The organism is Klebsiella pneumoniae subsp. pneumoniae HS11286 (genome assembly GCF_000240185.1).
Lineage (GTDB): Bacteria > Pseudomonadota > Gammaproteobacteria > Enterobacterales > Enterobacteriaceae > Klebsiella > Klebsiella pneumoniae.
In genome coordinates this window covers 4,169,707-4,193,330 of record NC_016845.1, presented here as the reverse complement: position 1 = coordinate 4,193,330, position 23,624 = coordinate 4,169,707, and the positions used below count along the sequence as shown (strand labels likewise).

Here is a 23,624-nt window from a genome sequence, read left to right as displayed (position 1 = left end):
GCAGGTGCGTTATTATTCGGGCAATCAGAAGTCGACGTTGACGCCCAGCTGCCAGGTGCGGCCCGGCATCACCGCCAGCGCTTTATCGTTGGCGTCCTGGTTGGTGCCGGTCTCGATATTGCGGCTGCTCAGGTAATCCCAGTATTTACGATCGGTGAGGTTGTAGACCCCGCCATTGAGGCGCACGTTTTTCGCCACCTGCCAGTACGCGGTCCAGTCCAGCATGCCGTAGCCCGGCACGCGCATATAGTCGCTGCTGGCATCGGTGATGGCGGATCCGCTGTTGCTGTAGCTTTCGCGGTTGGTGGCGGTCGCCTGTTTCCCTTTGACAAAGGTCGCCGTCAGGGCGGTGCCGTAGCGTTTCGCCGGATCGTCCCACGCCACGCCGACGATGGCTTTCATCGGCGCCACGCTGTCGAGGTCGACGTATTTATCGCCGCTGTAGCTGGATTTCGATTTCCCTTCGCTATAGCCGAGGGCGAGGGTGGCGCTCAGGCCGTCCACCTGCTCAAACCAGGTGCCAAAGTTAAATTTGGTGCTAATCTCACCGCCGTAGATATAGGCTTTATCGCGGTTTTCCGCCTGATAAATGGTGTAGATGTTCGACGGCACATTCGTGAACTGGCCCGGATTGTTGGCGCGGGTATAGCGGGTATAGGCGATAAAGTTCTTATAGCTGTTGTAGAACAGCGCCGTGCGCAGGGTGATGCCTTCGGTAACTTCCCCTTTCAGCCCCCACTCGAGATTATCGCTGGTTTCCGTCTTCAGATCGGTATTGCCGATCAGGGCATACTGCTGGCTGCCGGCGTAGCTGGAGCCGAGGTTCCAGGAGCCATACAGCTGGCTGGCGTTGGGGAACTGCGCCCCGCGCTGGTACTGCAGGTAGGTCATCAGGCGCGGGGTGAGGTCGTACTGGAAGGTCAACGACGGCAGAACCTGGGTATCGCTGTTTTTGCCGTACAGATTCGCCACCGACGATTCGCTCAGCACGCTGCTGTTGGCGGCGAGATCGGACAGATTTTCCGGCTTAGTCGATTGATGCACCACGCGCACGCCGGGAATAACGGCGAAGTTGTGGCTGTCGAGATCGAAGTTGATCTTATCCTGGACAAAGCCGCCGAGGGTGTAGCTGCGGCTGTCTGCCTCCGGCTGCATGATCTCGCTGTAAACGCTGGGGATCGGCGACTGGCTGAACGGCCGCTGGGTTTTGCTGGTGCTGGCGTTGAAACCGGCGCTCAGATCGTGGCGGCCCAGGGTTTTCGCCAGCGCGGCCTGCAGGCCCCAGGTGTCGGTATCGTAGTTAGAGTTCACCGTCTGCATTCTGCGGGTGACGCTGTCCGGCATATAAGTCCAGTCATGGGCTTCGGTATGCTGGTAGTAGATTTTTGTGGAGACGCTGTCGAGGTAGTCGTTCATCGGCGTCCAGTCATCCTTCAGGCTCAGGCCCCAGCGCCGGGTCTGGCTGGTCTGGTTGGCGGTGCCGATGGTGCTGTTGCCGCTGGAGTCCCAGGTATCGTAGTGGGTGTGGTTGGTTTTATGGTAATAGTCGAAGGTGCTGGTCAGCTTGTGCTCATCGTTAGGCTGCCAGATCCCGGAGGCCAGAAAAGCATCGGAGTGCCAGTTCGCCGGGTAGGCGTCGACGGTGCCGCTGTTGTTTTCGGTTTCCTGGCCGTCACGGCGGCTATAGACCAAAATCCCGCGCAGGAACTCATCGCCGCCGGCGACGGTCACCCCGTTGTGCCAGCTGCGATCCGCAGAGTCGTAACCGCTGCGGTAGCCGAAGGCGCTGGTCTTGCCCGGGCGCAGGTAATCATCCGCTGATTTCGGGCGGAAGGAGACATTCCCCCCGATAGCGCTGTTGGCCGTTTCCGTCGAGGTGGCGCCGGACTGGATATCCACGCTGCCGTACATATACGGGTCGATATAATCGCGGCCGATGCCGAAGGTGTTGAGCCCGGCGCGGCCGACGTAGCCGCGGCCGGTGGCGTTGGGTTGCGCGATACCGTCCACGTCGATACCGACGCGGTTGCTCTCCATACCGCGAATGTTGTAGCCGGTGTAACCTCCGCGGTCGAAGCCGCTTTTGCCGTTGCCGGAGCCGCCGCTGCCCCCGGTGGCGCTGATGAGCGGCTCATAGCGCATGATTGAGCCGAAATCGTTAGCGCCTTTATTCTCCAGCTCCCGGGCGCTGATGCTGTGTTCGCTACCGGCTTTCTGCACCGGCGCGGGGGCGGTGACGGTCATTTGTTCCGAGGTGTCATCCACCGCCTCGCCGCTAACGGCGGAAGTATCTGCTGCGATGGCAGAAGTCTGATAAATTGCTGCAAACAAAGAGGTCACCAGCAGGCGTTTTTTACACCATGCTGCTGACGGAGTCGATTTGTACATAGTCGCCACGCCTTGATCGTTATTAGTATCGGCTCACGCGTTACTTCCAGAGTTGCAGGTTGCTCCGTCTTTTCCGTTGCGGATAGGGTCTTACTCCATTTGTTGATTGCGAATGGTAATGATAGGTATTATCGTTTGCAACAAAATAATCATGTGTTCTTCATTTAAACTGCACTTTGTTTACAATTTGCCCTTTCAGACTTAGCGAGACGACGATGAACTCAAAAGCGGCCATCACCATCACCTACTGTTCCCAGTGCAACTGGATGCTGCGCGCCAGCTGGATGGCGCAGGAGCTGTTACATACCTTCAGCACCGACATCGCCTCGGTGACGCTGGTGCCGGGGACCGGCGGGATCTTCACGATCGATGTCGACGGTCAGCAGATCTGGGAGCGCAAGCAGGATGGCGGTTTTCCGGATGCGGCCGAGCTGAAACGCCGGGTGCGCGATGTCTGCTTCCCGGAGAAGCCGCTGGGCCATGTGGATAAAGGTGACCAGAAGGGGTGACAACCCCCTCCGGACGACAAGCGCCCGGAGGATAAACCGTTAGCGGGCTAACTGCACGTCAACCAGCACGCTTTGTCGGCGGGTGCGTATGAGGGATACCGCTTCTTCCAGCACGCCGGGGAGATCTTCGGCCCGGGAAACCGACAGGGCCGCCGCGCGGCTGGAGGCGGCGATCGCGGCGAAATCCGGCGAGGTGGTAAAGGCGGTGGCTGGAATGGTTTCCGCGCGGGCCGCGTAGCCATCCGGGTAGAGCGCTTTGGTGCCGCCCGCGACGGCGCCCCACCCGCCGTTATTTCCGACCACGACGAGGACAGGGAGCTTCATTACCTCCGCAATATGGTGGCAGACCGCAGGGTTGGCGAACAGGTACGACCCGTCGCCGACGGCGGCAATAATCAGTTCTTCCCGGCGCGCAAGCTGCAGCCCCAGCGCGATGGGCAGGGCTTCGCCCAGGCCGCCGGCCAGCGCTTCCTGGTAATAGCTCTCGGCTTGGGTCAGTCCGGCAAACTGCGGCAGCGTGGTCAGTTCAGAAACGATCCGGCCGCGGTGTTGATTAGCCAGATGGCCGAGGCAGTAGCTGAGCCAGGGTTTGGTAATGGCCCCGGTCTGGCTGGCATGGAGAAGCGCGTCGCGCTGGTTTTTCTGTTGCTGGATGCGGCTCTGCGTATATGCCGCCCGCTCCGCCACATGCTGCTGGCGGGCGGCCTGCAGCGGGCGCAGCGCCTCTTCCAGCAGGCTGAAGACTTCATCGGTCTCGCCCGCCAGGTTGATGTCCGCGCGATAGCCGCGCACCGGGTAGCGGGAGAAGAGCGGATCGGGCCCCATCTGGATCACGGTGCAGTCCTGGCGACAGTCGCCCTCGGCGATCATCCATGGTGCCTGCGAGTCGACCACCAGAATCACATCGGCGTCAGCGAGCCAGACGCTGGGATCAGCCCCGGCGAGCAGGGGATTATCGGCGCTCAGGGTAACCTCGGTGCCCCAGTATTCCACCAGAGGGATCGCCCATTCGCGCACCAGACTATCGAGGCGCGCAAAGCCTTCCGCCGTTCGGGCGCCGCGCTGGGCGAAGATGACCGGGTGTCTGGCGCAGGCGATTGCCTCGGCTGCGCGGGCGATATCTTCCCGGACTGGCGCATAGCGGACCGGCTGCTGCGAAGGGCCAGCCTGCAGCGCGGCCTCATCGACGGCAAAGGTTTCGCACAGTGGCTCACGCGGTAAGCTCAGGTAGACCGGCCCTTTCGGCAGGGAGCTGGCAATCGCCCAGGCCCGGTCAACATGCTCGCCGATCTGATCGGCCAGCCGCAGTTCAAAATCCCACTTCACGGATTCACGGATCAGCGCCGCCTGGTCGCGCATCTCCTGGCCGTAGCCAATCGGCGTATTGCGGCAGCCGAAGTGGGAATGTTCGCTTATCGGCGTGCGGCCGCCAAAAATCAGCACCGGGATATTGCTGTTCGCCAGATTGATGACGCCGCAGGCGGCGTTGGCTAGCCCGACGTTGGTGTGAACCATCACCGCCTGCACCTTGCCGGTGCCGAGGTAATAGCCATGGGCCATGCCGATGGCGGCGTTTTCATGCGGGCAGATCACTAACTCCGGTACCTTTTGCCCGGTCGCCCGGGCCTTTGCCCAGGCTTCAATGACTGGAGGATAATCGGTGCCCGAGTTGATAAAAATATACGCCACGTCCAGCGCCTGCAGCCGATGCAGTAACAATTCAGCAGCCGATAATGTGATAGAGGCCATATTCTCTCCGTATTCACGCGGTGTAATCGCGGTAATTAAAAGGTTAAGAAAATAAATCCGCCCATCGTAATGATGGAGGCAATAATACTCAGCGCCATCGTCGAGGCCATTTCCTGCTCGCCGGTTTTATACTGCATAGCAATAATTATCGCGATGGAGCCTACCGGGATAGCCATCGTCAATACGACTTCCTTTATTTGCTCCATGCTGAAGCCCATTTTTAATAAAATGAGATAGCAGGCGCCGGGGACCAGAATATTGCGGGCGATAACGGTGATAATGGTAGCGGTGGTGATAACAATGCTGCGCGTATAGAGCACGATCCCGGCGGCAAACAGCGCCAGCCCGCCAGAGGCTTTGCCCAGCAGACCCAGCGACATCGAGATAGTCTGCGGAATATGGATATCCGCCAGCACGATGATCAGGGCGATTACCGGCGACCAGACCACGGGTTGTTTAATGGCGTTCACCACCCGTGCGCCAAAGGAAATATGCTGGCTCTTATCGCCGGTGGCGACCGACATCAGTATCATCACCAGCGGCAGCTGGAAGACGTTTTGCGTGATGCTGGACACGGTGATCAGCGACGCGCTGACGGTGCCAAATAAAAAGGCCAGCACTGAGGTGCCGATAAACGGGACTGCCGGCGAGCCGATGGCCAACGCCTGCAGCGTACTGAGGGCGAGGTCGCGTCGAAACAGATAGCGGGCGACCAGTAAGGGAATGACGAAGCTGAGAATCAGCGCCAGGATGATAGCCACGGCGACCGGGCCCATGGTCATGACGATGTGTCGCGGCGTCATCACCATATTGCTGAAAATACTTAGCGGCAATGCGTAGAGCATCACAATTTTATTGATGTCTCCCGCCTGCTGCCAGTTAAAGTCTTTTCGTTTACCGCTAATATAGCCGATGATGACGGTAATGATGACCGGTAATATAGCGCCTGAAATTAATAGAATATTGTTCTGTGTCATGGTGATATATTCTCATTATAAATTATCTTCGGTTCAGAAATGTGTTTTGCCGTGGGTGGTGAGATAAATAAACCCTTTTGAAGTATGCGTTCCGGTGATTTTTGAGCGTATTGATAGCGATATTTATTCGCTAAAAAAGGGCGCAGGGGAAATGCAAAAACCGTTTATTCAATGAGTAAATATCATGCCAATGAAATTTAAGCAGATTCAGGCATTTATTACCGTCGCCCGCGAAGGCAATATGACCCTGGCCGCAGAGAAAATGGGGATCACCCAGTCGGGACTGAGCCGACTGCTATTGAGCCTGGAAGCGGACCTGAGCGCATCCTTATTCGAACGACATAAGCACGGCATGGCGTTGAGCGAATATGGCAGCGCCTTTTTACCCTACGCGCTGACGATGCTGAATACCGAACAAAAGGCGCGCGAGGAAATTGAGCTCATCCGTGGCGCCGGGAAAGGCATTCTGCGGATTGGCTGCGTTTCCAGTCTGCTGACCAGCCATTTCATCGATAAGCTGGCGGCTTTCCATCAGCGCCATCCCCAGATCCATCTGCGGATCGTCGACCGCATTGACTCCGAGCTGTATAAGCTGTTGCTGATGCACGACATCGATATCGCCCTCTGCGGTCCCTTACCGCATGATGAGAAAATCGTGGTGCGGGGCAAAATTAACTGGCAGGACCGGATCTGCATCGTCGCCAGGCAGCACCACCCGCTGCATCAGGCGGCGGACGTCACCCTGGAGGCGATGTTGGACTATCCGTGGATCATGCCGCCGCCGTCTAGTACGCCAATGAACATCCTGGCTGATATCTTTCGCGCCCGGCAGTTGCCCTGTCCGCAGCCGGTTATTGAGTGCGCCTCATCCTCGGCCATTAAGGCCTTTCTGTGCGAGAGCGATCTGTTAACGTCGATGCCGGCCCCGGTTTACCGACACGAAGAAGCGCTTGGCCTGCTGCGCCCGTTTGAGCTCGAGGGCAGCGTTTTTATCCGGGATTTCTATGCCTACAGCCATTTCGGGGTTCTGTCCGGGGCAGCCCTGCAGTTGATTCAGCATCTGAAGCAGTGAGTCTGGTCGGGTATGGATATTAAGGTGTATGATAAATGCACCTTAAGAGCAGACGAAAGGCGGGGAGATGGGGAAGCGTATCGAACGGGAAAAAATGACGATTCAGCGGATGATTGCCCTCTACCAGCGGCGCAGTCCCGAGGCGCAGGCCGATGATGCGCACTATCAGGCGCTGAACGCCTACGCTGACAAGCGCCTTGATAAGTGCGTGTTTGGCGAGAATAAACCGGCCTGCAAGCAGTGTCCGGTGCACTGCTACCAGCCGGCGAAGCGCGAGGAGATGAAGCAGATTATGCGCTGGGCCGGGCCGCGGATGCTCTGGCGCCACCCGATCCTCACTATTCGCCATCTGCTGGACGACAGGCGCCCGGTGCCGCCGCTGCCGGAAAAATATCGACCGAAAAAATAGCGGCTTTCCCTGGTCAGCGCTGCGCAGCCGGGCGACAAGTCGTGCTCTTGTAGCCCCGGCAAGGCGTTAGCCGCCACCGGGGATAATTGCTGAAGTTTTCTGTTTCTGACTATCGCGGATCGTGCTTGCGACAAAGGCGACCACAAACAGCGCGGTAAACAGCACCACGATAGTCGGCGCTGGCGCGCTGTCGAGATAAAACGCCAGCCACACCCCTCCCGCCGAGCAGCCGATGGCCACCGCTACCGCCAGCAGCAGGGCGTGGATAAAGCGTCTCACCAGCAGAAGCGCGATCGCCCCGGGGGCAATCAGCAGCGAAATCGACAGAATAATCCCCACCGACTGCAGCGTCGCGACGATGGTCAGGGCGATCATGCACAGCAGGCCGTAGTGCAGCAGTCCGCCGCGCAGGCCGCTGGCTTTAGCCTGCGTTGGATCGAAGGCGTGCAGCAAAAAATCCCGCCATTTGAGACCGATAATCAACGCAATCACCAGCGCGATCGCCGTCGTTTGCCCAATATCGCGGAGGGATATTCCCAGCATATCGCCGAACAGAATATGGTCGAGATGAACATCGGACTGGATCGCTACGTACAGCACCAGTCCGGCGCCAAACATGCCGGAGAAGACAATCCCCATGATGGTATCGCGCTTGAGTCGGCTGTTATCGTCGAGAAAACCGGTCGTCACGGCGCACAGCAGACCGGCGATAAACGCGCCGATGGCGAAGGGGATGCCGATAATGTAGGCCAGCACCACGCCCGGAAAGACCGCGTGGCTCATGGCGTCGCCCATCAGCGCCCAGCCTTTGAGCACCAGAAACACCGACAGCAGCGCGCAGGGAATGGCGACGACGATCGATATCGCTATCGCATTGACCATAAAAGGAAACTGGAACGGGGCCAGGAACAGGTTCAGCATGCGGCCTCCCTGGCGCGGCGGCGGCTGGCCAGCAGGCCGTGCTTCGGCGCGAAGATAAAGGTGATGAGGAACAGCAGCGTTTGCGCGACCACGATAATGCCGCCGGTGGCGCCGTCGAGATAGTAGCTGAGCCAGGCGCCGAAGAAACTGGTCAGGCTGCCGATAGCCACGGCGATGGCCAGCAGGCGCGGGAAGCGATCGGTTAACAGCCACGCGGTGGCCCCGGGAGTGACCACCAGGCAGATGACCAGAAAGGCGCCGACGGTCTGCAGCGCCGCCACGGTGCAGGCGGCCAGCAGGGTAAAGAACAGCAGCTTCAGGCCGCGGGTGTTCAGGCCAATCGAGCGGGCGTGGTGTTCATCAAAGAAGGTCACCATCAGGTCTTTCCACTTCAGCAGCAGAATCGCCATTGAGATAAAGCCGATCGCCGCCAGCTGGATAATATCCTCCGGGGCGATGGCCAGAATATTGCCGAGGATGATGGTCTGGATATTCACCGACGTCGGATTCAGCGACACCATAAACAGCCCGATCCCGAAGAAGGAGGAGAAGATCAGCCCGATAATGGCATCCTCTTTTAGCCGCGAGCGCTGTTGCAAAAACAGCATGCTGCCCGCCGCCAGGCCGCCGGAGAGAAACGCGCCGAGCGCGAAGGGCAGGCCGAGCATATAGGCCCCGGCGACGCCGGGTACAATCGAGTGGGAGAGGGCGTCGCCAATCAGCGACCAGCCTTTGAGCATCAGGTAGCAGGAGAGAAAGGCGCAGACGCCGCCCACCAGCGCCGACACCCACATCGCATTGAGCATATAGTAATAGCCAAACGGCTCCAGCAGCCAGCTCATCGTGGGCCTCCCGCCGCGCGCCGGCTGATAAACGGCCGCTCGTCATCGGTGATAATTTGCGCTTCCGCGCCGGTCAGCGCGACGTGGCGCAGCACGCCGCTGAAAGCCCGCTCCAGATTCTCGGCAGTGAAGGTGGTTTCTGTCGGGCCGCTGGCCAGCACGGTGCCTTTCACCATCACCGTATAATCACAAAATTCACTCACTGACCCGAGGTTATGGGTGGAGACCAGCATGGTACAGCCCTCATCGCGGAGCTCGCGCAGCAGGCTGATGATCCGCGCTTCGGTCTGCACATCGACGCCGGTGAAAGGTTCATCCAGCAGGATCACCTGACCCTGCTGAGCGATGGCGCGGGCCAGAAAGACGCGCTTTTTCTGCCCGCCGGAGAGCTCGCCAATCTGCCGATGGCGGAACTCGCTCATGCCCACGCGGGCCAGCGCGGCATCGACAATCTCGCGATCGCGCGGCTTTGCCCGCCGCAGCCAGCCCATATGGCCGTAGCGGCCCATCATCACCACATCCTCCACCAGCACCGGGAAGGACCAGTCCACCTCTTCCGACTGCGGGACATAGGCGACCAGGTTTTGGCGCAGTGCGCGGTTGACCGGCTGGCCGAGTATGGCGATCTCGCCGTGACCAACGCGGACAAAGCCCATCAGCGCTTTAAACAGCGTGGATTTACCCGAGCCGTTAACCCCCACCAGCGCGGCAATGGAGCCGCGCGGCACGCTGAACGAGGCGTCGCGCAGGGCAGTGTGGCCGTTGCGCCAGGTGACGGTGAGCTGGTCGACATACAGTCCCGCTTGCGCTGCATTCATGGCTGCTTCCTCATCCCGTCCTGGATACCGTTGACGATGGTTTCGGTGGTGACGCGCAGCAGGTCGAGCCAGGTCGGCACCGGGCCGTCGGCGGCGCTCAGCGAATCGACATACAGCACGCCGCCGTAGTGGGCCCCGGCTTCCCGCGCCACCTGACGCGCCGGTTTATCGGAGATGGTGCTTTCGCTGAAGATGGTCGGGATGCGTTCTTTCTTCATGGTGTCGATAACCTTGCGCACCTGTTGCGGGGTGCCCTGCTGGTCGGCATTGATCGGCCACAGATACAGTTCGCGCAGGCCATAGTCGCGGGCCAGATAGGAGAAGGCTCCCTCGCTGGTGACCAGCCAGCGCTTATCCGCCGGCAGCTGCGCCAGTCTGGCCTGCAGCGGCGCCATCGTCTGACGGATCTTCTCTTTGTAGGCCTCGGCGTTACGGCGATAGGTGTCGGCGTGAGGCGGATCGTACTTCACCAGCGCATCGCGAATGTTATCGACATAGATCAGGGCGTTATCTGCCGACATCCAGGCATGGGGATTGGGCTTCCCGCTATAGGGGCCCGCGCTGATGCCCATCGGCTGGATCCCCTCGCTGACCACCACCTCCGGAACGCCCTGTAAGTGCTGATAAAAACGGGCAAACCACCGTTCGAGATTAAGCCCATTGCTGAGGATCAGCTGCGCCCCCTGCGCGCGTTTGATATCGCCGGGCGTGGGCTGGTAATCATGGATCTCCGCGCCCGGTTTAGTAATGGAGCTGACGACGGCGGCGTCGCCGGCCACGTTCTGCGCCATATCGGCGATAACCGTGAAGGTGGTGATAACCCTGAATTTCTCCTGCGCCGAGGCCGGCGTCGCGGCCAGCAGAGCCAGCGCGCTGGCCAGCAGCAATGATTTCAGCGGTGTCAGGTGTAGCATAGGATCCCTCGCAATGGTGTGGTTAATTTCCCAGCGTTTATAGCCATTGCTATGTTATATAGCACAAGCTATTTATAAATGAAAATAATTCTTATTTACATGCGTGGGTAATAATGAGCCCGGAAACGAAAGCGCGAAAAGGGGAGGTAAGTCTGGCCCGGCGCCAACCGGGCGAAGATCAAGAGATATCGGCGACCGACTGGCGCGGGATCAGGCGGCCAGCCAGCGAGCGGCCCTCGGCGGTGAAGGTTGGCCGGTCGTCAATCAGGCTGCGAATACGCTGAATACAGTTATCCAGCAGCGCCTCCAGTGGCCAGGAGATGCAGGTCAGCGGCGGGTAGAGCAGCGAGGCGAGCGGGGAATCCTCAAGGCTCAGCAGGGAGACCTCCTGCGGGACGGCGATGGTGAATTCGCGCAGCAGACGCATCGCCTCAGCCGCGTAGCGGTCGCGTTTAACGATAATGACTGAGTATTTACTGAAGCTGTTAATTAAGGTCAGCAGCGCCTGCTCGACGTCATCGTTGGCCGTCAGCACCAGCTGACGGTTAAAAGGAATGGAGTAGTTCTGCAGGACGTTGCGGTAGCCTTCCAGCATCTGACGGCTGGCATCGTCGCTATCGCTGTCCACCAGCAGGGCGATGTTGCGGTGTCCCTTGCCAATCACATAGCGGCAGGCGCTTTCGGTGGCAAAGGCGAAGTCATAGCCCTGGCTGTTGCTCCCGGCGACGCCGAAGCGGTCAAAGGCGATAACGTTGCGCGGCGCGTCGGCGGCAACGGCGCCCAGCACCACCACCGCCACGCACTGGCGCTGCAGATCGTCGATTACCGCCGCCTGCTCTACCGGGTCGCTGACGTACTGGACCAGCAGGCTTTTATTCAGCCCTTTCAGCGCCTGAGAGAGCAGCGGCAGCAGACGTGCGCCGTGGCTTTCGTCCTGCGCGGAAATCACCAGACCAACGTGGCTGGATGTCTGACTGGCGAGGTTTTGCGCGGCAAAGCTCGGGCGATAGTTGAGTTCTTCAACGGCCCGCAGCACAGCTTCCCGGCTCTCTTCGCGCACGCCCCGGGTGCCGGTCAGCACGCGGGATACCGTCGCTCTTGAGACATTCGCTAATCTTGAAACATCATCAATCGTTGGCATGGCTTTTTCTGTCTGAACATTTTCGCCTAGCTTAACATACCTGCTGAAAAAAGTGTCTACCGCGGCCCTTGCGCGGCGCCGGGAAGCCGGGGCAGCCAGGCCGCGCCGCGCACGCCGCTGGCGTCGCCGAAACGGGCCGGTTTGATCTGCGTGCGGCAGGTGTCGGAGAAGATCCACGGCACGATGGCGGCAGGCAGATCGCGATAGATCTGGCTGACGTTGGACAGACCGCCGCCCAGCACAATCACCTGCGGGTCGAGAATATTGATCACCGACGCCAGGCTGCGGGCAAAGGCATCGATAAAGTGTCGCCAGTGGGCCAGCGCGCGCGGATCGCCGTTTTGCGCCGCGGCGACAATGGCTTCCGCACGGGCTTGTTCCCCATAGCGGCGGGCGAAGCCGGTACCGGAGAGAAAGCTTTCGATGCAGTTCGTTTTGCCGCAGTAGCAGGGCTGCGGCGGGCCATCGCGCTCAGGAGTATAGCCCGGCAGCGGATTATGCCCCCACTCCCCGGCGATAGCGTTGGGGCCGCTGAGCAGCTGTTGATGAACGGCGATCCCGCCGCCGCAGCCGGTACCGATAATCACCCCGAAGACGGTGGTAGCTCCGGCGCCGGCGCCATCCACCGCCTCCGAAAGGGTGAAGCAGTCGGCATCGTTTGCCATCCACACCGGCTGGCCAAGCTGCTGCATGATATCCCGGCGCAGATCGTGACCGTTGAGCACCAGGCAGTTGCAGTTTTTAATGCGTCCGCTTTGCGGATCGATAGCCCCTGGCAGGCCGATCCCCAGGGTGAACGGCTGCGGGCTGACCGCGCGAATATCGGCAATCAGGGTCAGCAGCTGACGCATAAAGGCGTCATAGCTCTCTTTGTGGGTCGGCCGGCGCAGGCGCTGGACGCATTCGCCCGCCGGGTCCAGCAGTACGGCTTCCATTTTGGTGCCGCCAATATCTATTCCAAGATGTAACATAGTGACCTCGGGGAATCAGGCCCGGCCAGCGCGTCTGGCCGGGCAAGGCGCTAGGCGTGAAGCGGCTGCGCGCGGTAAATCGCAATCAGTTCGGCAATCAGCTCTTTCGCCAGAATGGATGTCATCAGGTGATCCTGAGCATGGACCATTACCAGCGTCATTTTGGTTTTTCCCTCGCCTTCGTCAGCTTCGATAAGCTGGGTCTGTACAAGGTGAGCTTCGCGGGAATAGTGCGCCGCTTCCTGCATTTTGGCGTCGGCGGTGGCGAAATCACCCGCTTTAGCGGCGTGCAGCGCTTCGTAGCACAGGCTACGTGACTGGCCGGCATTGATGATAATCCCCATCACCTGTTCTTCTAATTCCATGATTATCCTCTGAATCGTTAGCGTTAAGCGGTCTGCGCCGCGTTGTCAGCCTGGCCGACGGCGTTTTCACGCTCCTGGGCCAGCAGCTGTTTTTCGTAAGCTTTGAGAAATGGCAGGTACATCACCATGGCGGTGGCCATACAAATGAGGCACAGGATCACCGGGCTAAAGCTCCAGTTCGCCGCCCACGAGGCGCCGATAGGCGCCGGCGTTGTCCATGGCGTCATCGACACTACGCGGCTGACCAGGTCCAGCTTCAGCGCGAAGTACGCCAGGGTCGCGTTCACCATCGGCACCAGCACGAACGGCAGGAAAAATAGCGGGTTCATGATGATTGGCGCGCCGAAGAGGATCGGTTCGTTGATGTTAAATACGCCCGGCACGACCCCCATCCGGCCGATCGTCCGCAGATGCACGGCCTTGCTGCGCAGCAGCATCAGCGCCAGCGGCAGGGTGGAGCCGACGCCGCCGATCAGCAGATAGTGATCCCAGAAGCCCTGGACATAGATGTGCGGGATAGCGGTGCCAGCGGCCATGGCCGCCTGATTGACCGACAGGTTGGCCATCCAGAACGGGTTCATGATCCCGGTGACGATTAGCGCGCCGTGGATCCCGGCGAACCACAGCACCTGACAGACCAGCACCGACAGCAGGATCGCCGGCAGCGTATCGGAAGCCGCGACCAGCGGCTTCACCAGCGACATGATCGCTTCCGGAATGATCATCCCCAGCTGGGCTTCGATAAACAGGTTCAGCGGATGCAGCGTCAGAATGATCGCCAGCACCGGGATCAGGATTTCAAACGAGCGCGCCACCCCGGCAGGCACTTCCGGCGGCAGGCGAATGGTGATGTTATGCCGTTTGAGGAAGGCGTACAGCTCGGTGGAATAGATGGCCACCAGAATGGCGGTAAAGATCCCCTGACCGGAGAAGTAGGCAGTAGAGATCTGGCCATCTTTCAGCGGCGCGGCTACCAGCAGAAACGACATCAGCGACAGCATCCCGGCGGTCAGCGAGTCCAGATGATGGTGTTTGGCGAGGCTGGCGGCGATCCCGACGGCGATAAACAGGGTCATCACCCCCATGCTGAAGTTGAACGGCAGCATCAGCGCATCGCGATGATCGAGCGAAAATTGCAGCCAGGCGCGGGCAAACCCCCACGTCGTATCCGGAGAAAACGGCGGGAAGATAAACACCAACAGGAACGAGCCGACGATCATAAAGGGCAGGGCAGTGATAAAGCCATCGCGGATCGAGGTGACATATTTTTGCTGGCCGATCGCGCCGGCCATAGGCGTGATCTGCCGTTCGATCACGTCGATCAGTTTAGCGTACAGAGAGCTCATGATCTTTCCTTAGTTCTTGTTTTCGATAAGGGAAAGGGCGAAATCAAGGACCGCGGCGCCTTTTTGCATGCCGTAGTCCATCATATTGATGGGTTCGACGCGGATACCGTATTTATCCGCCTGTTTTTGCAGGTCCTGCTGCATGTATTTCACCTGCGGCCCCAGCAGCACCACCTGATAATGGCCAACCTGTTCGGCGAACTCCGCTACGCCATAGGCGTTGATCTCTACCGGCAGGCCCCGCTGTTCGGCTTCCGCAATCATTTTTTTCATCAGCAGGCTGGTGGACATGCCTGCTGAACAACACAACATAATTTTTTTCATAATTACCGCTCCTGATGAGGTTGGATGAGCGGACTATAGTCAAAATGGATGCATTACGGAAAGCGCTTTCCGTTTGTGGATTTATTAATTGTGACCATGATCACCTATGGCAGGCTTTCACTTTCCGGTGTTGTGGGCGATCATCCCGGCGAGACAACCATTCGCAAAGGTAGGAGTATGAACATTCAGTTAATGAATGTGGCCGTGGACATCATCGAGCAGCGGCTGGCGCCGCTGGCGAACGTTCTGACGCGCAACAACCACATTACGGCGATGCGCGATAGCTTTGCGCTGGCTATGCCCTTTGTGATTGTTGGCAGCCTGTTAGTTCCCATTTTGTTTCCGCCCGTTTCCATCGACGGCGCCTCGCGTTTCGGCCAGGTCTATTTGCTGCTGCGGCCTATCCTGCTGCCGACCTTTCAGCTAACCATTGGCCTGGTGGCGCTGATTGTTGCCTTCGGCGCCAGCGCCAGTCTCGCCAAGCAGTACCGTCTGCCGGAACGGCTCTGCGGTTTAACCGGGTGTCTGGCTTTTCTGCTGTTTATCGGCTTTCGCGAGACTGCGGTGAGCAATGTTTATCTCGGCGGTATGGGGATATTTACCGCCCTGATATCCAGCACCTATTCCATTGAGATAATTCGCTTTTTTTTACAAAAAAGGCTGGTGTATTCGCTTGCCTGATGAAGTGCCGCTGATGACCCGCAATGGCTTTCAACTGCTGATCCCGCTGCTGGTGGTGATGCTGTCGATAAGCGTGATGAATGCCATACTGCTGCAGACCACCGGACGCATCGTACCGGAGTTGATCAGCGAAGCGGTGCGGCCGCTGGTGCTGGCGTCCGACACGCTGATGGCGGTACTTATCTCTTTATTTATCTGTAACTTACTCTGGTTTATCGGTATCCACGGCGCGCTGATCATCACCGGGATCATGAACCCCTTCTGGATGACCTATCTGTTTGAAAATCAGCAGGCGCTGGCGGCGGGTTCGCCAACGCTGCCGCATATTTATCTGCAGGGGTTCTGGGATTTTTACCTGCTGATCGGCGGTATTGGCTCCACTTTGCCTCTGGTGCTGATGGCGATGCGCAGCCGCTCGCGGCAGCTGAAAAGCGTGGCCAAGATTGGCCTGCTGCCGTCGCTGTTTAATATCAACGAGCCGATACTGTTTGGTTTTCCGGTGATCATGAACCCGGTTTTTTTACTGCCGTTTCTCTTTGTTCCGCTGATAAATGCCTGTATCGCATGGTATTTAACTCAGCTGGGTATCCTCGACCGCGCGGTGGCGATGCTGCCATGGTCGATGCCTTCCCCGCTGGGGGCGGCATGGTCGGCGAACGGCAGCTGGAAAAATTTGTGCATGAGCCTGTTCGCGATGTTTAACGCCTGGATGCTCTATCGCCCCTTCTTCAAAGTGTACGAACGTCAGCTCGCGGAAACCGAACGCTGATCCTCTCGCCGTCGGCGGCTTATCCCCCGGCGGCACCTGCTCATCTCCTCCTCCTTCCGCTCCACTGCCAGCGCCCGGCGGCATTCTTGTCATTTTATGTGATCAGTCTCACGAATATATTCGCCGCAGAGCTAATTTTGTGAACCAGATAGGCAATTATGGAAAGCGCTTTCCGTAAGTGGATGTACATTTCCGTTTTTGATCCGTAAATTTCCCCTCCGTTATCGGTTCGTGTTAACAAACATAACGTGGGAAAAAAATAATGATAAAGCTGAAACACTCAATACCTCTGGCTCTCCTCTCGCTGGCAGGGGCCAGCAGCCCGGCCTGCGCCGATCCGAAGTATGATTTTGCGCTGCATGGCTATATCCGCTCCGGGATCCTGGCGAACTCCGATGGCAACCGCGCGGACTCCGTCGGCCTGATGCCGGACGGTAAGTGGCGACTGGGCAACGAAGAAGACACCAAGATCGAACTGATCCCCACCGTGACGCTGACGGCGGACAGCGGCGTGGTGGCGAAAGTGCAGGCCAACCTCACTCACCAGTCGAAATGCACCTCCGACTGGAACTGTCAGGATGACGATGGCCATGACGTACAGTTTCGTGAAGGGTTCGCCGAGCTGAGCAATCTGGATTTTGCGCCGGAGATGACCTTCTGGGCCGGTAAGCGCTACAGCAGCTCCAACACCTCCAGCCATCAGTTCGACTGGGAGTACATTCAGTACAACGGCACCGGCGGCGGCTTCGACAACATGGATCTCGGCTTCGCCCGCTTCGACGCCGGGGTGTACGCCTTTTCACCCACCGATGAAACCAAAGCCTACCCGGTGGATAAGGGAGATCAGGGCTACCCGGATGACTATTCTCTCAACCTGTGGCTGAAAAAGATCGCGGGGACAGGCTTCGATCTGGAGCTGATCGGCCACCACATGAACCGTAACGAAAACCATCCAACTTCCGCCGAGAAGGGCTATGGCGTGACCGGTATTTATAACTTTGACGGCTTCTATGGTCTGACCGGAGGATACTCCCGCCTCGCATTGCAGTACGGGAAAGGGCTGGCGGCGGGTGACTCGCTGGGTAAAAACGGCTGGGGCTGGGCCAACCTGGAAAACACCCAGTCCTGGCGAGTGGTGCTGGATAGCGTGGCCTCGATGGGCGACCTGGAGATCTCGACCTTCGCTTTCTGGCAGAAAGATAAAAACTACCGCTGGTGGACAGAAGATGAAAATGGCTGGGGACGCTCGATGTGGGTCGCTGGTATCCGCCCTTATCATCAGATCACCCGCAACTTTGCCATGCAGTACGAGCTGGGCTACGAATACCTGGATGACAAAAACTACAAAGGAGTAAACGGCAAAGGCAAAGGCGGCCTGACCAAAGTCACCGTTGCGCCAACGCTGACCTTTGACTCCGGTTTCTGGGCGCGTCCGCAGCTGCGCTTCTTCGTCACCTACGCGAAGTGGGATAAAGGTGTCTCCGATGCATTAGACGGTAACTACAACTGGGATACCAATACCATCACCGCCGGCGGGTATTCCCGCAGTGGCTCTACCGACACCGTTAACTTCGGCGTACAGGCCGAGGTCTGGTTCTAAGGAGAGAGAACGATGAAGCCGATGAAAAACCTGCTGCTGATGGGGCTGCTGTCCGCGCTGGCGGCCGGCGGGGCGCTGGCCGCCGAGCGCTCGCACTTTACGCACTTTATCACTCGCGACGGCGCCACCCTCAAGGACGGCGACAAGGTGTTTCGTTTCGCCGGGATCCACGCGCCGGAGCTGCACCGCATTGAAGACGACGCCCGCGGCCCCTGCAGGGCAGACCCGCGCGGCTGGGGGCAATACTTTAAATGGCCAACGGCCCAGGAGCAGCAAAACTGGATCCAGGCGATGGTGCAAACCGGGGCGAAAGCCCAGCGCGTCTACGTGCTGTCGGTGCAGCAGGAATTTGATAAGGCCTGCGGGCGCGAGACCCATATTCTGGCGCCGGAAACGGCGGACGGCATGCCGCGGCTGAATGAGAAAGCCATGCGGGTGTATGACAACATGATTGCCGAAGCGGATAAACAGGGATTGCGTCTGATCCTGCCGTTTATCGACCACTGGTGGTGGTGGGGCGGGCGCGAGCAGCTGGCGGCGTTCTATCATGAAAAAGCGGAAGACTTTTATCGGACCGATAGCAAGACCTTCAAAGCCTATCTGGATGTGATCCGCCAGGTCATCACCCGGACAAATACCGTCACCGGCCGCGCCTATTATGATGAAAAGGCGATCATGGCCTGGGAAACCGGTAACGAGCTGGAGGATACCAACGCCGATTTCCTGCATCAGACCGCGGCGTGGATTAAAAAGTGGGCCCCTCATCAGCTGGTGGTGGATGGCACCTATAAGAAAATTAATCCGTTTGCGTTGACCGACCCCAATGTGGATATCGTCAGCAATCACTATTACACCAATGCCGATAATAACCATCCCGGGCAGGTGACGCAGGATCTGCGCGCCGTCGGCGGACAAAAAGTCTATCTCGTCGGCGAGTTTGGCCTGCTGCCGGCGGATCAACTGAACGCCATTATGCAGTCGATTGTTCACAGCGAGGTCAACGGGGCGCAAGCCGCCGGCGGGCTTATCTGGGGCTTCCGCGGCCATCGTCACGACGGCGGCTTCTACTGGCATAAGGAGTCGACCGAGCACTATAGCTACCACCTGCCGGGGTTTGCCAAAGAAGGCGAAGCGAACCAGGAGCAGGCGGTGGTCGATCTGGTGCGCACCGCCGCGGCGCAGATGGCCGGGCAGCAGACGATGGCGCCGCTACCGAAGCCGGAGGCGCCTTTGCTGCGCGAAACCACCTCGCCCTTCGCGATCAACTGGATGGGCGCTGCGGTGGGACGCAGCTACGATGTCGAACGCGCCGCCTCACCGACCGGGCCGTGGACGGTGGTGGGCCGGGATATCTCCGATGGCGTTAACGAATGGAATCCGGAAACCATGGTTCTGTTCCGCGACGATTATCGTCAGCTTCAGCTCGGGCACACGTATTACTACCGGGTGACGGCGAAAAACGAGAGCGGTCGTTCGGCCCCTTCCAATGTGATTAGCGTGCAGCATAGCGAGGAGAATCAGCCGCCGGTTGTCACGCTGGAACCGGCCCTAACCACCACGCAGGACCAGGGCGTCGAGCTTACGGCCAACTGGCAGGACGATGGCCTGCCGTCGCGAGAGGTTAAGGTGGGCTGGCAGCACGCCGGCGATGGCCAGGTGCATTTCTGCCATGCCGATCGGGCTCAAACCCGGGCCTGGTTTACGGCGCCAGGCACCTATGCGCTGACGTTCACGGCGGACGATGGGCTGTTGAAAAGCAGCAAAACCGTGACCGTGACGGTGGGCGAGGCGACGGGGAAAGCGCCAGCGGATTTTTGTCGTTATCACGGCGAAGTTTATGGCGTGGCTGAGGGGCGGCTGACGGTGATGAAGAGTGATAAAGACGCGCTGACAGTTGGTGAGGACGGCTTCCTCGGCCCATTTGCCAACGAGGGGGATAAGGTCAGCTGGCAGGTGCAGGCGCCGTGGAGCGGTCAGTTCCTGCTCAATGTAACCTTCAACGGCAAATGGGGCGGTAAGCAGAACTCGTTTGTCGTCAACGGGGTCGCTCCGCAGGCGGTGGCCTTCCCGCAGACGGATGAGCAGGGCCAGCAGTTGCGGATACCGGTGACGCTTAAAGCCGGGAGCAATCAGATTGACTTCGGCCGCTTCGCCGGCGACTGGGGCTATATGTTCATTAAATCGATCGAAGTGGTCGCTGAGTAGTACGTTCAGGCTGCGCCAGACGGGCGCAGCCTTTTTTCGAAGGAGAGGTTATGCAGCAGTATCAGTTTCCGCAAGGGTTCCTGTGGGGGGCGGCGGCGTCCGGCCCGCAAACGGAAGGGGTCACCAATAAGCGCCATCGTTCCATTTGGGACAGTTGGTTTGCCGAACAGCCGGAGCGATTTTATCAGCAGGTAGGGCCGCAGACCGTGTGTGATACTTATCATCAGTATCCGCAGGACGTAGCGCTGATGAAACAGACCGGCTTCAACTCATTTCGTACCTCGATACAGTGGTCACGACTGATCGCTGATTTGGAAACCGGCGCGCCGGACCCGGACGCGGTGCGTTTTTATCACGCCTATCTGGATGAGATGATCGCTAACGGCATTGAGCCGATGATCAATCTCTACCACTTTGATATGCCGGAAGCGCTGCAGAAACAGTACGGCGGCTTTGAATCGGCGCACGTAGCCGAGCTGTTTGCCCGCTTTGCCCGCACCGCCTTTAGCCTGTTTGGCCATAAGGTTAAATACTGGATAACCTTCAACGAGCCGATTGTGCCGGTTGAGGGAGGCTACCTGTACGACTTCCACTATCCATGTAAGAAAGATGGCCGGCTGGCGGCGCAGGTGGCGTTTAACATTATGCTGGCGCACGCCAAAGCGGTAACGGCTTATCGTGAACTGGCGCTGGCGGGCGAGATCGGCGTGGTGCTCAACCTGACCCCGAGCTATACCCTCACCGACAGCGACGCGGATAAAAAAGCCGCCGGGTATGCCGACCTGTTTTTTAACCGCAGCTTCCTTGACCCGCTGGTAAAACATGAATTCCCCAAAGCGCTGTGCGAGATCCTTGCCGCCCACGACTGCCTGCCGACGACCAGCAAAGACGACGCGGCGTTGATCCTCAGCGCGGATATCGATTTTCTTGGGGTAAACTATTACGTGCCGCGGCGGGTAAAAGCGCGTGAGAGCGAATATGACCTCGATTATTTCACCCCGGAATACTATTTCGAAAACGCGGTGAACCCGCAGGGCCGCTTTAATCCTTATCGTGATAACAACGAGATCCTGCCGCAGGCGATCTATGACATTGCCGCCAATATTCGCGATAACTACGGCAATATTAAGTGGTATCTCGCGGAAATCGGCATCGCGATGGATCGACAATCAGAGGGCGAGCCCGGGGCGGACGGGGTGATAGACGATACTTTCCGCATCCAGCTGATGGAGGAGCATCTGGTGCAGTTGCATCGGGCGATAGCCGACGGCGCGAACTGCTTTGGCGTGCACCAGTGGACGTTTATCGACAACTGGTCGTGGATCAATGCCTTCAAACGGCGCTACGGCTTCTGGCGACTGGATCTGGAGACCGGCGAGCGACAGATAAAACGCAATGCGCTGTGGTTTGCCGAACTGGCGACCAGCAACGGTTTTACCAGCGATAAATAGCGCGCTGCGCCAGCGCTCCCTCTCACCGGCGCGGAAAGGGGGAGCGCGCGAGGTTACACCAGTTCGTCTTTATTAATACCCAGCCGCTTCATGCGTGACAGGAGCGTGGTGCGCTTGAGCCCCAGCCGCTGGGCGGCGCCTTTCGGCCCGGCCACCACGCCGTTGCTCTCCTTCAGCACCCGGACGATCAGCTGATATTCATCCTCACCTTCCTCAGGCAGGACCGCCGGCGTCCGCGGGGCTTCCACGATATCCCGCTCCGGCAGGGAGAGCTGCAGTACGTTGCCGCGGGTGAGCAATACCGCCCGTTCGATAACGTTTTCCAGCTCGCGCACGTTGCCCGGCCACTCCATACGCGTCAGAGTGCGCAGGGTTTCCGCCGGAATGCTGTCGATATTGCGCCCCATGCGGCGGGCGATTTTAAAGGTAAACGCCTTCACCAGCAGCGGGATATCGTCGGGACGTTCACGCAGCGGCGGCAGATGGATCGGGAACACGTTGAGCCGGTAGTAGAGATCGCTACGGAATTCCCTGTCGATAACCATCTGCTTGAGATCGCGGTTGGTGGCGGCGATCAATCGAACGTCGGTCTGAATCAGCTTATTGCTCCCCAGACGTTCGAACTCCTGCTCCTGGAGGACGCGCAGCAGTTTGGGCTGCAGTTCCAGCGGCATATCGCCCACTTCATCGAGGAACAGGGAGCTTTTGTCCGCCAGTTCGAAGCGGCCGATACGCTGGGCGCTGGCCCCGGTGAACGCGCCGCGTTCGTGGCCGAACAGATCGCTCTCCAGCAGCCCGGCGGGCATCGCCGCGCAGTTCATCTTCACCATCCGCCGACCGTTGCGTCCGCTGAGGTTGTGGATAGCGCGGGCGATAAGCTCTTTGCCGGTGCCGGTTTCGCCGAGGATCAGCACGGTGCTGTCGCTCTGCGCCACCATCTCTACCTGCTTGAGCACATTGTTCATCGCCTCGCTGCGGCCGATAATCTCCCCGAATTCGCTCTCGACATTATTGAGCTGCTCGGTGAGGGCGAGGTTCTCATCCACCAGCCGCTCTTTCAGGCGCTGAATTTCGCGGTAGGCGAGGGCGTTATCGATAGCGATCGACACCCGCTCGGCGATCTGCCGCAGCAGCTTGAGATTGGTGGTGGTGAAGACCTGTTCGTCGCACTGCGCCAGCTTAAGCACCCCGAGCAGGGTATTGCCGGACATCAGCGGCAGCAGGCACAGGGTCTGGATCTTATTGCCCCACATCTCGAAGAGCATTTTCTCATACGGCGCGAGAGTGTCATGTTCGTGCAGATTAAGCAGCAGCATCTCTTTGCTTTTGAACACGCGCTCGGTGAGGGTGCCGGCTTCATCCACCTCGCTCTGGTCGTGAACCGGGTGGCTGGCGTCAAGATAATGCGTGGAATAGATGTTGAGCTTCCCCTTGCGGTCGCTGCGCAGCACCACGCTGATGGCGTCGATCCGGAAGTAGCGATGGATCTCTTTCGCCACCTCGCTGACCAGCTCGTCGATATCCAGTCGCGAGAGCACCGCGTTGGTGATCGCCACCAGGATGCGAAAGTTGTCGCGCTCGTGGCACAGCAGATCGTAATCGACGTTATTGCTGACCCGGTTCTGAATCTGTTCGGTGACGACGGCGACGATCTGCGCGAAGGTATGCAGCCGCTGGAACTCTTTCTCGCTCCACGGCCGGTTGTCACGGCGGAGGAATTCGCAACCGCCGAAGATCCGCCCGTCCGCCGCCAGCGGCAGCAGCGAGTAGTAACCGAACGGATGATACAGTCCGCTGCGGATAAGCTGCGGCCAGGTATCGGCAAAGGTTTCATGATCGCAATGCAGGGCATCCGGCCGGGAGAGTAAGCGACGCACCGGACCGTGGGCCAGGACGGTTTCATCCTCGTAGCTTACCGGATGGCCGGCCTCATCGCAGGCGTACCTGGCCGCGCGGTGATTACCCGCGTTCCACAGGATGATGGCCGCCTCATCGGCCAGCGCGGACTGTTGCACCAGACGGGTCAGGGTTTCGCTTAGCGCGGCCAGGTCGGGCTGCTGTAATAAAAGCCGGGTGATATCGAACAGCCCCTGCTGGCCGAGATCGCTCATCGGTGTATACGACATTGCTTACGTCCAAAACGCGCCGACAACGCGGCGCATAAGAAAATGA

At 59.0% G+C, this 23,624-nt stretch carries 21 protein-coding genes and 1 other annotated feature; of the genes, 8 read left to right on the top strand and 13 right to left on the bottom strand.

Annotation, left to right across the window (positions count from 1 at the left end):
* Positions 1 to 24 precede the first annotated feature (24 nt).
* Positions 25 to 2,388, bottom strand: a complete 2,364-nt coding sequence (locus KPHS_41620) for an outer membrane porin for ferric enterobactin and colicins B and D (RefSeq protein ID YP_005228462.1) — start codon at positions 2,386 to 2,388, stop codon at positions 25 to 27.
* Positions 2,389 to 2,603: 215 nt separating this feature from the next.
* Between KPHS_41620 and KPHS_41610 the strand changes: the two genes are divergently transcribed.
* Positions 2,604 to 2,897 carry a SelT/SelW/SelH family protein gene (locus tag KPHS_41610; protein ID YP_005228461.1) on the top strand — a complete coding sequence of 98 codons (294 nt, stop codon included), beginning with the start codon at positions 2,604 to 2,606 and terminating at the stop codon, positions 2,895 to 2,897.
* A gap of 39 nt (positions 2,898 to 2,936) precedes the next feature.
* On the opposite strand, the gene KPHS_41600 is transcribed toward KPHS_41610, so the two are convergent.
* Positions 2,937 to 4,646 carry an acetolactate synthase III large subunit gene (locus KPHS_41600; RefSeq protein ID YP_005228460.1) on the bottom strand — a complete coding sequence of 570 codons (1,710 nt, stop codon included), beginning with the start codon at positions 4,644 to 4,646 and terminating at the stop codon, positions 2,937 to 2,939.
* Between the two features lie 35 nt (positions 4,647 to 4,681).
* Entirely contained in the window at positions 4,682 to 5,623 is a 942-nt protein-coding gene (locus KPHS_41590; protein ID YP_005228459.1) for a putative receptor protein, read from the bottom strand.
* A gap of 184 nt (positions 5,624 to 5,807) precedes the next feature.
* On the opposite strand from KPHS_41590, the gene KPHS_41580 reads away from it, so the two are divergent.
* Positions 5,808 to 6,695, top strand: a complete 888-nt coding sequence (locus KPHS_41580) for a putative LysR-family transcriptional regulator (protein ID YP_005228458.1) — start codon at positions 5,808 to 5,810, stop codon at positions 6,693 to 6,695.
* Positions 6,696 to 6,762: 67 nt separating this feature from the next.
* Positions 6,763 to 7,104, top strand: coding sequence for a nitrous oxide-stimulated promoter family protein (locus KPHS_41570; RefSeq protein ID YP_005228457.1), 342 nt, complete (start codon positions 6,763 to 6,765; stop codon positions 7,102 to 7,104).
* A gap of 66 nt (positions 7,105 to 7,170) precedes the next feature.
* Here the strand turns inward: KPHS_41570 and KPHS_41560 are convergent, their stop codons facing one another.
* The 9 genes from KPHS_41560 to KPHS_41480 all read right to left on the bottom strand — a co-directional run bounded on the left by KPHS_41560 (position 7,171) and on the right by KPHS_41480 (position 14,746).
* Positions 7,171 to 8,025, bottom strand: a complete 855-nt coding sequence (locus tag KPHS_41560) for an iron transporter: fur regulated (RefSeq protein YP_005228456.1) — start codon at positions 8,023 to 8,025, stop codon at positions 7,171 to 7,173.
* Entirely contained in the window at positions 8,019 to 8,867 is an 849-nt protein-coding gene (locus KPHS_41550) for an iron ABC superfamily ATP binding cassette transporter, membrane protein (RefSeq protein YP_005228455.1), read from the bottom strand. Before KPHS_41550 ends, KPHS_41560 begins: the two co-directional genes overlap by 7 nt.
* A complete protein-coding gene (locus KPHS_41540; RefSeq protein YP_005228454.1) occupies positions 8,864 to 9,685 on the bottom strand; it encodes an ABC transporter in 822 nt (273 codons plus the stop codon). The genes KPHS_41550 and KPHS_41540 overlap by 4 nt, the downstream gene beginning before the upstream one ends.
* Positions 9,682 to 10,599 (bottom strand): iron ABC superfamily ATP binding cassette transporter, binding protein, encoded by a 918-nt coding sequence (locus tag KPHS_41530; protein ID YP_005228453.1) that lies wholly within the window; start codon positions 10,597 to 10,599, stop codon positions 9,682 to 9,684. Before KPHS_41530 ends, KPHS_41540 begins: the two co-directional genes overlap by 4 nt.
* A 178-nt stretch (positions 10,600 to 10,777) precedes the next feature.
* Positions 10,778 to 11,680 carry a LacI family DNA-binding transcriptional regulator gene (locus KPHS_41520; protein ID YP_005228452.1) on the bottom strand — a complete coding sequence of 301 codons (903 nt, stop codon included), beginning with the start codon at positions 11,678 to 11,680 and terminating at the stop codon, positions 10,778 to 10,780.
* A 116-nt stretch (positions 11,681 to 11,796) separates the two neighbouring features.
* On the bottom strand, positions 11,797 to 12,711 hold the full coding sequence (locus KPHS_41510) for an NAGC-like transcriptional regulator (protein YP_005228451.1): 915 nt from the start codon (positions 12,709 to 12,711) through the stop codon (positions 11,797 to 11,799).
* Positions 12,712 to 12,761: 50 nt separating this feature from the next.
* Positions 12,762 to 13,076 (bottom strand): PEP-dependent phosphotransferase enzyme III, encoded by a 315-nt coding sequence (locus KPHS_41500; protein YP_005228450.1) that lies wholly within the window; start codon positions 13,074 to 13,076, stop codon positions 12,762 to 12,764.
* A gap of 23 nt (positions 13,077 to 13,099) precedes the next feature.
* Positions 13,100 to 14,422, bottom strand: a complete 1,323-nt coding sequence (locus KPHS_41490) for a putative phosphotransferase protein (RefSeq protein ID YP_005228449.1) — start codon at positions 14,420 to 14,422, stop codon at positions 13,100 to 13,102.
* 9 nt (positions 14,423 to 14,431) lie between these two features.
* A complete protein-coding gene (locus KPHS_41480; protein YP_005228448.1) occupies positions 14,432 to 14,746 on the bottom strand; it encodes a PTS system lactose/cellobiose specific transporter subunit IIB in 315 nt (104 codons plus the stop codon).
* Between the two features lie 177 nt (positions 14,747 to 14,923).
* On the opposite strand from KPHS_41480, the gene KPHS_41470 reads away from it, so the two are divergent.
* From KPHS_41470 to KPHS_41430, 5 genes are all read left to right on the top strand, one after another.
* On the top strand, positions 14,924 to 15,427 hold the full coding sequence (locus tag KPHS_41470; protein ID YP_005228447.1) for a PTS system, lactose/cellobiose family IIC component: 504 nt from the start codon (positions 14,924 to 14,926) through the stop codon (positions 15,425 to 15,427).
* Positions 14,924 to 16,196, top strand: a sequence feature (potential frameshift: common BLAST hit: gi|238896192|ref|YP_002920928.1| PEP-dependent phosphotransferase enzyme II). It overlaps the preceding gene by 504 nt.
* On the top strand, positions 15,420 to 16,196 hold the full coding sequence (locus tag KPHS_41460; RefSeq protein ID YP_005228446.1) for a PEP-dependent phosphotransferase enzyme II: 777 nt from the start codon (positions 15,420 to 15,422) through the stop codon (positions 16,194 to 16,196). Its footprint overlaps the feature before it by 777 nt. Before KPHS_41470 ends, KPHS_41460 begins: the two co-directional genes overlap by 8 nt.
* Before the next feature lie 262 nt (positions 16,197 to 16,458).
* Positions 16,459 to 17,796 carry a maltoporin gene (locus tag KPHS_41450; RefSeq protein ID YP_005228445.1) on the top strand — a complete coding sequence of 446 codons (1,338 nt, stop codon included), beginning with the start codon at positions 16,459 to 16,461 and terminating at the stop codon, positions 17,794 to 17,796.
* 12 nt (positions 17,797 to 17,808) lie between these two features.
* On the top strand, positions 17,809 to 20,001 hold the full coding sequence (locus tag KPHS_41440; protein ID YP_005228444.1) for a beta-1,4 mannanase: 2,193 nt from the start codon (positions 17,809 to 17,811) through the stop codon (positions 19,999 to 20,001).
* Between the two features lie 50 nt (positions 20,002 to 20,051).
* Entirely contained in the window at positions 20,052 to 21,452 is a 1,401-nt protein-coding gene (locus KPHS_41430; protein ID YP_005228443.1) for a phospho-beta-glucosidase B, cryptic, read from the top strand.
* A gap of 53 nt (positions 21,453 to 21,505) precedes the next feature.
* Here KPHS_41430 and KPHS_41420 read toward each other — a convergent pair whose 3' ends face one another.
* Positions 21,506 to 23,563: a formate hydrogen-lyase transcriptional activator gene (locus KPHS_41420; RefSeq protein ID YP_005228442.1), complete on the bottom strand. Its 2,058-nt coding sequence runs from the start codon at positions 23,561 to 23,563 to the stop codon at positions 21,506 to 21,508.
* Positions 23,564 to 23,624: the final 61 nt, after the last annotated feature.

Excerpts from the sequence above, each read along its gene's own strand:
- KPHS_41530 (YP_005228453.1), bottom strand. The coding sequence starts at position 10,599 with ATGCTACACCTGACACCGCTGAAATCATTGCTGCTGGCCAGCGCGCTG.
- KPHS_41610 (YP_005228461.1), top strand. The coding sequence starts at position 2,604 with ATGAACTCAAAAGCGGCCATCACCATCACCTACTGTTCCCAGTGCAAC.
- KPHS_41450 (YP_005228445.1), top strand. The coding sequence starts at position 16,459 with ATGATAAAGCTGAAACACTCAATACCTCTGGCTCTCCTCTCGCTGGCA.
- KPHS_41490 (YP_005228449.1), bottom strand. The coding sequence starts at position 14,422 with ATGAGCTCTCTGTACGCTAAACTGATCGACGTGATCGAACGGCAGATC.
- KPHS_41620 (YP_005228462.1), bottom strand. The coding sequence starts at position 2,388 with ATGTACAAATCGACTCCGTCAGCAGCATGGTGTAAAAAACGCCTGCTG.
- KPHS_41540 (YP_005228454.1), bottom strand. The coding sequence starts at position 9,685 with ATGAATGCAGCGCAAGCGGGACTGTATGTCGACCAGCTCACCGTCACC.
- KPHS_41470 (YP_005228447.1), top strand. The coding sequence starts at position 14,924 with ATGAACATTCAGTTAATGAATGTGGCCGTGGACATCATCGAGCAGCGG.
- KPHS_41590 (YP_005228459.1), bottom strand. The coding sequence starts at position 5,623 with ATGACACAGAACAATATTCTATTAATTTCAGGCGCTATATTACCGGTC.
- KPHS_41510 (YP_005228451.1), bottom strand. The coding sequence starts at position 12,711 with ATGTTACATCTTGGAATAGATATTGGCGGCACCAAAATGGAAGCCGTA.
- KPHS_41500 (YP_005228450.1), bottom strand. The coding sequence starts at position 13,076 with ATGGAATTAGAAGAACAGGTGATGGGGATTATCATCAATGCCGGCCAG.
- KPHS_41430 (YP_005228443.1), top strand. The coding sequence starts at position 20,052 with ATGCAGCAGTATCAGTTTCCGCAAGGGTTCCTGTGGGGGGCGGCGGCG.
- KPHS_41570 (YP_005228457.1), top strand. The coding sequence starts at position 6,763 with ATGGGGAAGCGTATCGAACGGGAAAAAATGACGATTCAGCGGATGATT.
- KPHS_41550 (YP_005228455.1), bottom strand. The coding sequence starts at position 8,867 with ATGAGCTGGCTGCTGGAGCCGTTTGGCTATTACTATATGCTCAATGCG.
- KPHS_41580 (YP_005228458.1), top strand. The coding sequence starts at position 5,808 with ATGCCAATGAAATTTAAGCAGATTCAGGCATTTATTACCGTCGCCCGC.
- KPHS_41560 (YP_005228456.1), bottom strand. The coding sequence starts at position 8,025 with ATGCTGAACCTGTTCCTGGCCCCGTTCCAGTTTCCTTTTATGGTCAAT.
- KPHS_41480 (YP_005228448.1), bottom strand. The coding sequence starts at position 14,746 with ATGAAAAAAATTATGTTGTGTTGTTCAGCAGGCATGTCCACCAGCCTG.
- KPHS_41420 (YP_005228442.1), bottom strand. The coding sequence starts at position 23,563 with ATGAGCGATCTCGGCCAGCAGGGGCTGTTCGATATCACCCGGCTTTTA.
- KPHS_41440 (YP_005228444.1), top strand. The coding sequence starts at position 17,809 with ATGAAGCCGATGAAAAACCTGCTGCTGATGGGGCTGCTGTCCGCGCTG.
- KPHS_41600 (YP_005228460.1), bottom strand. The coding sequence starts at position 4,646 with ATGGCCTCTATCACATTATCGGCTGCTGAATTGTTACTGCATCGGCTG.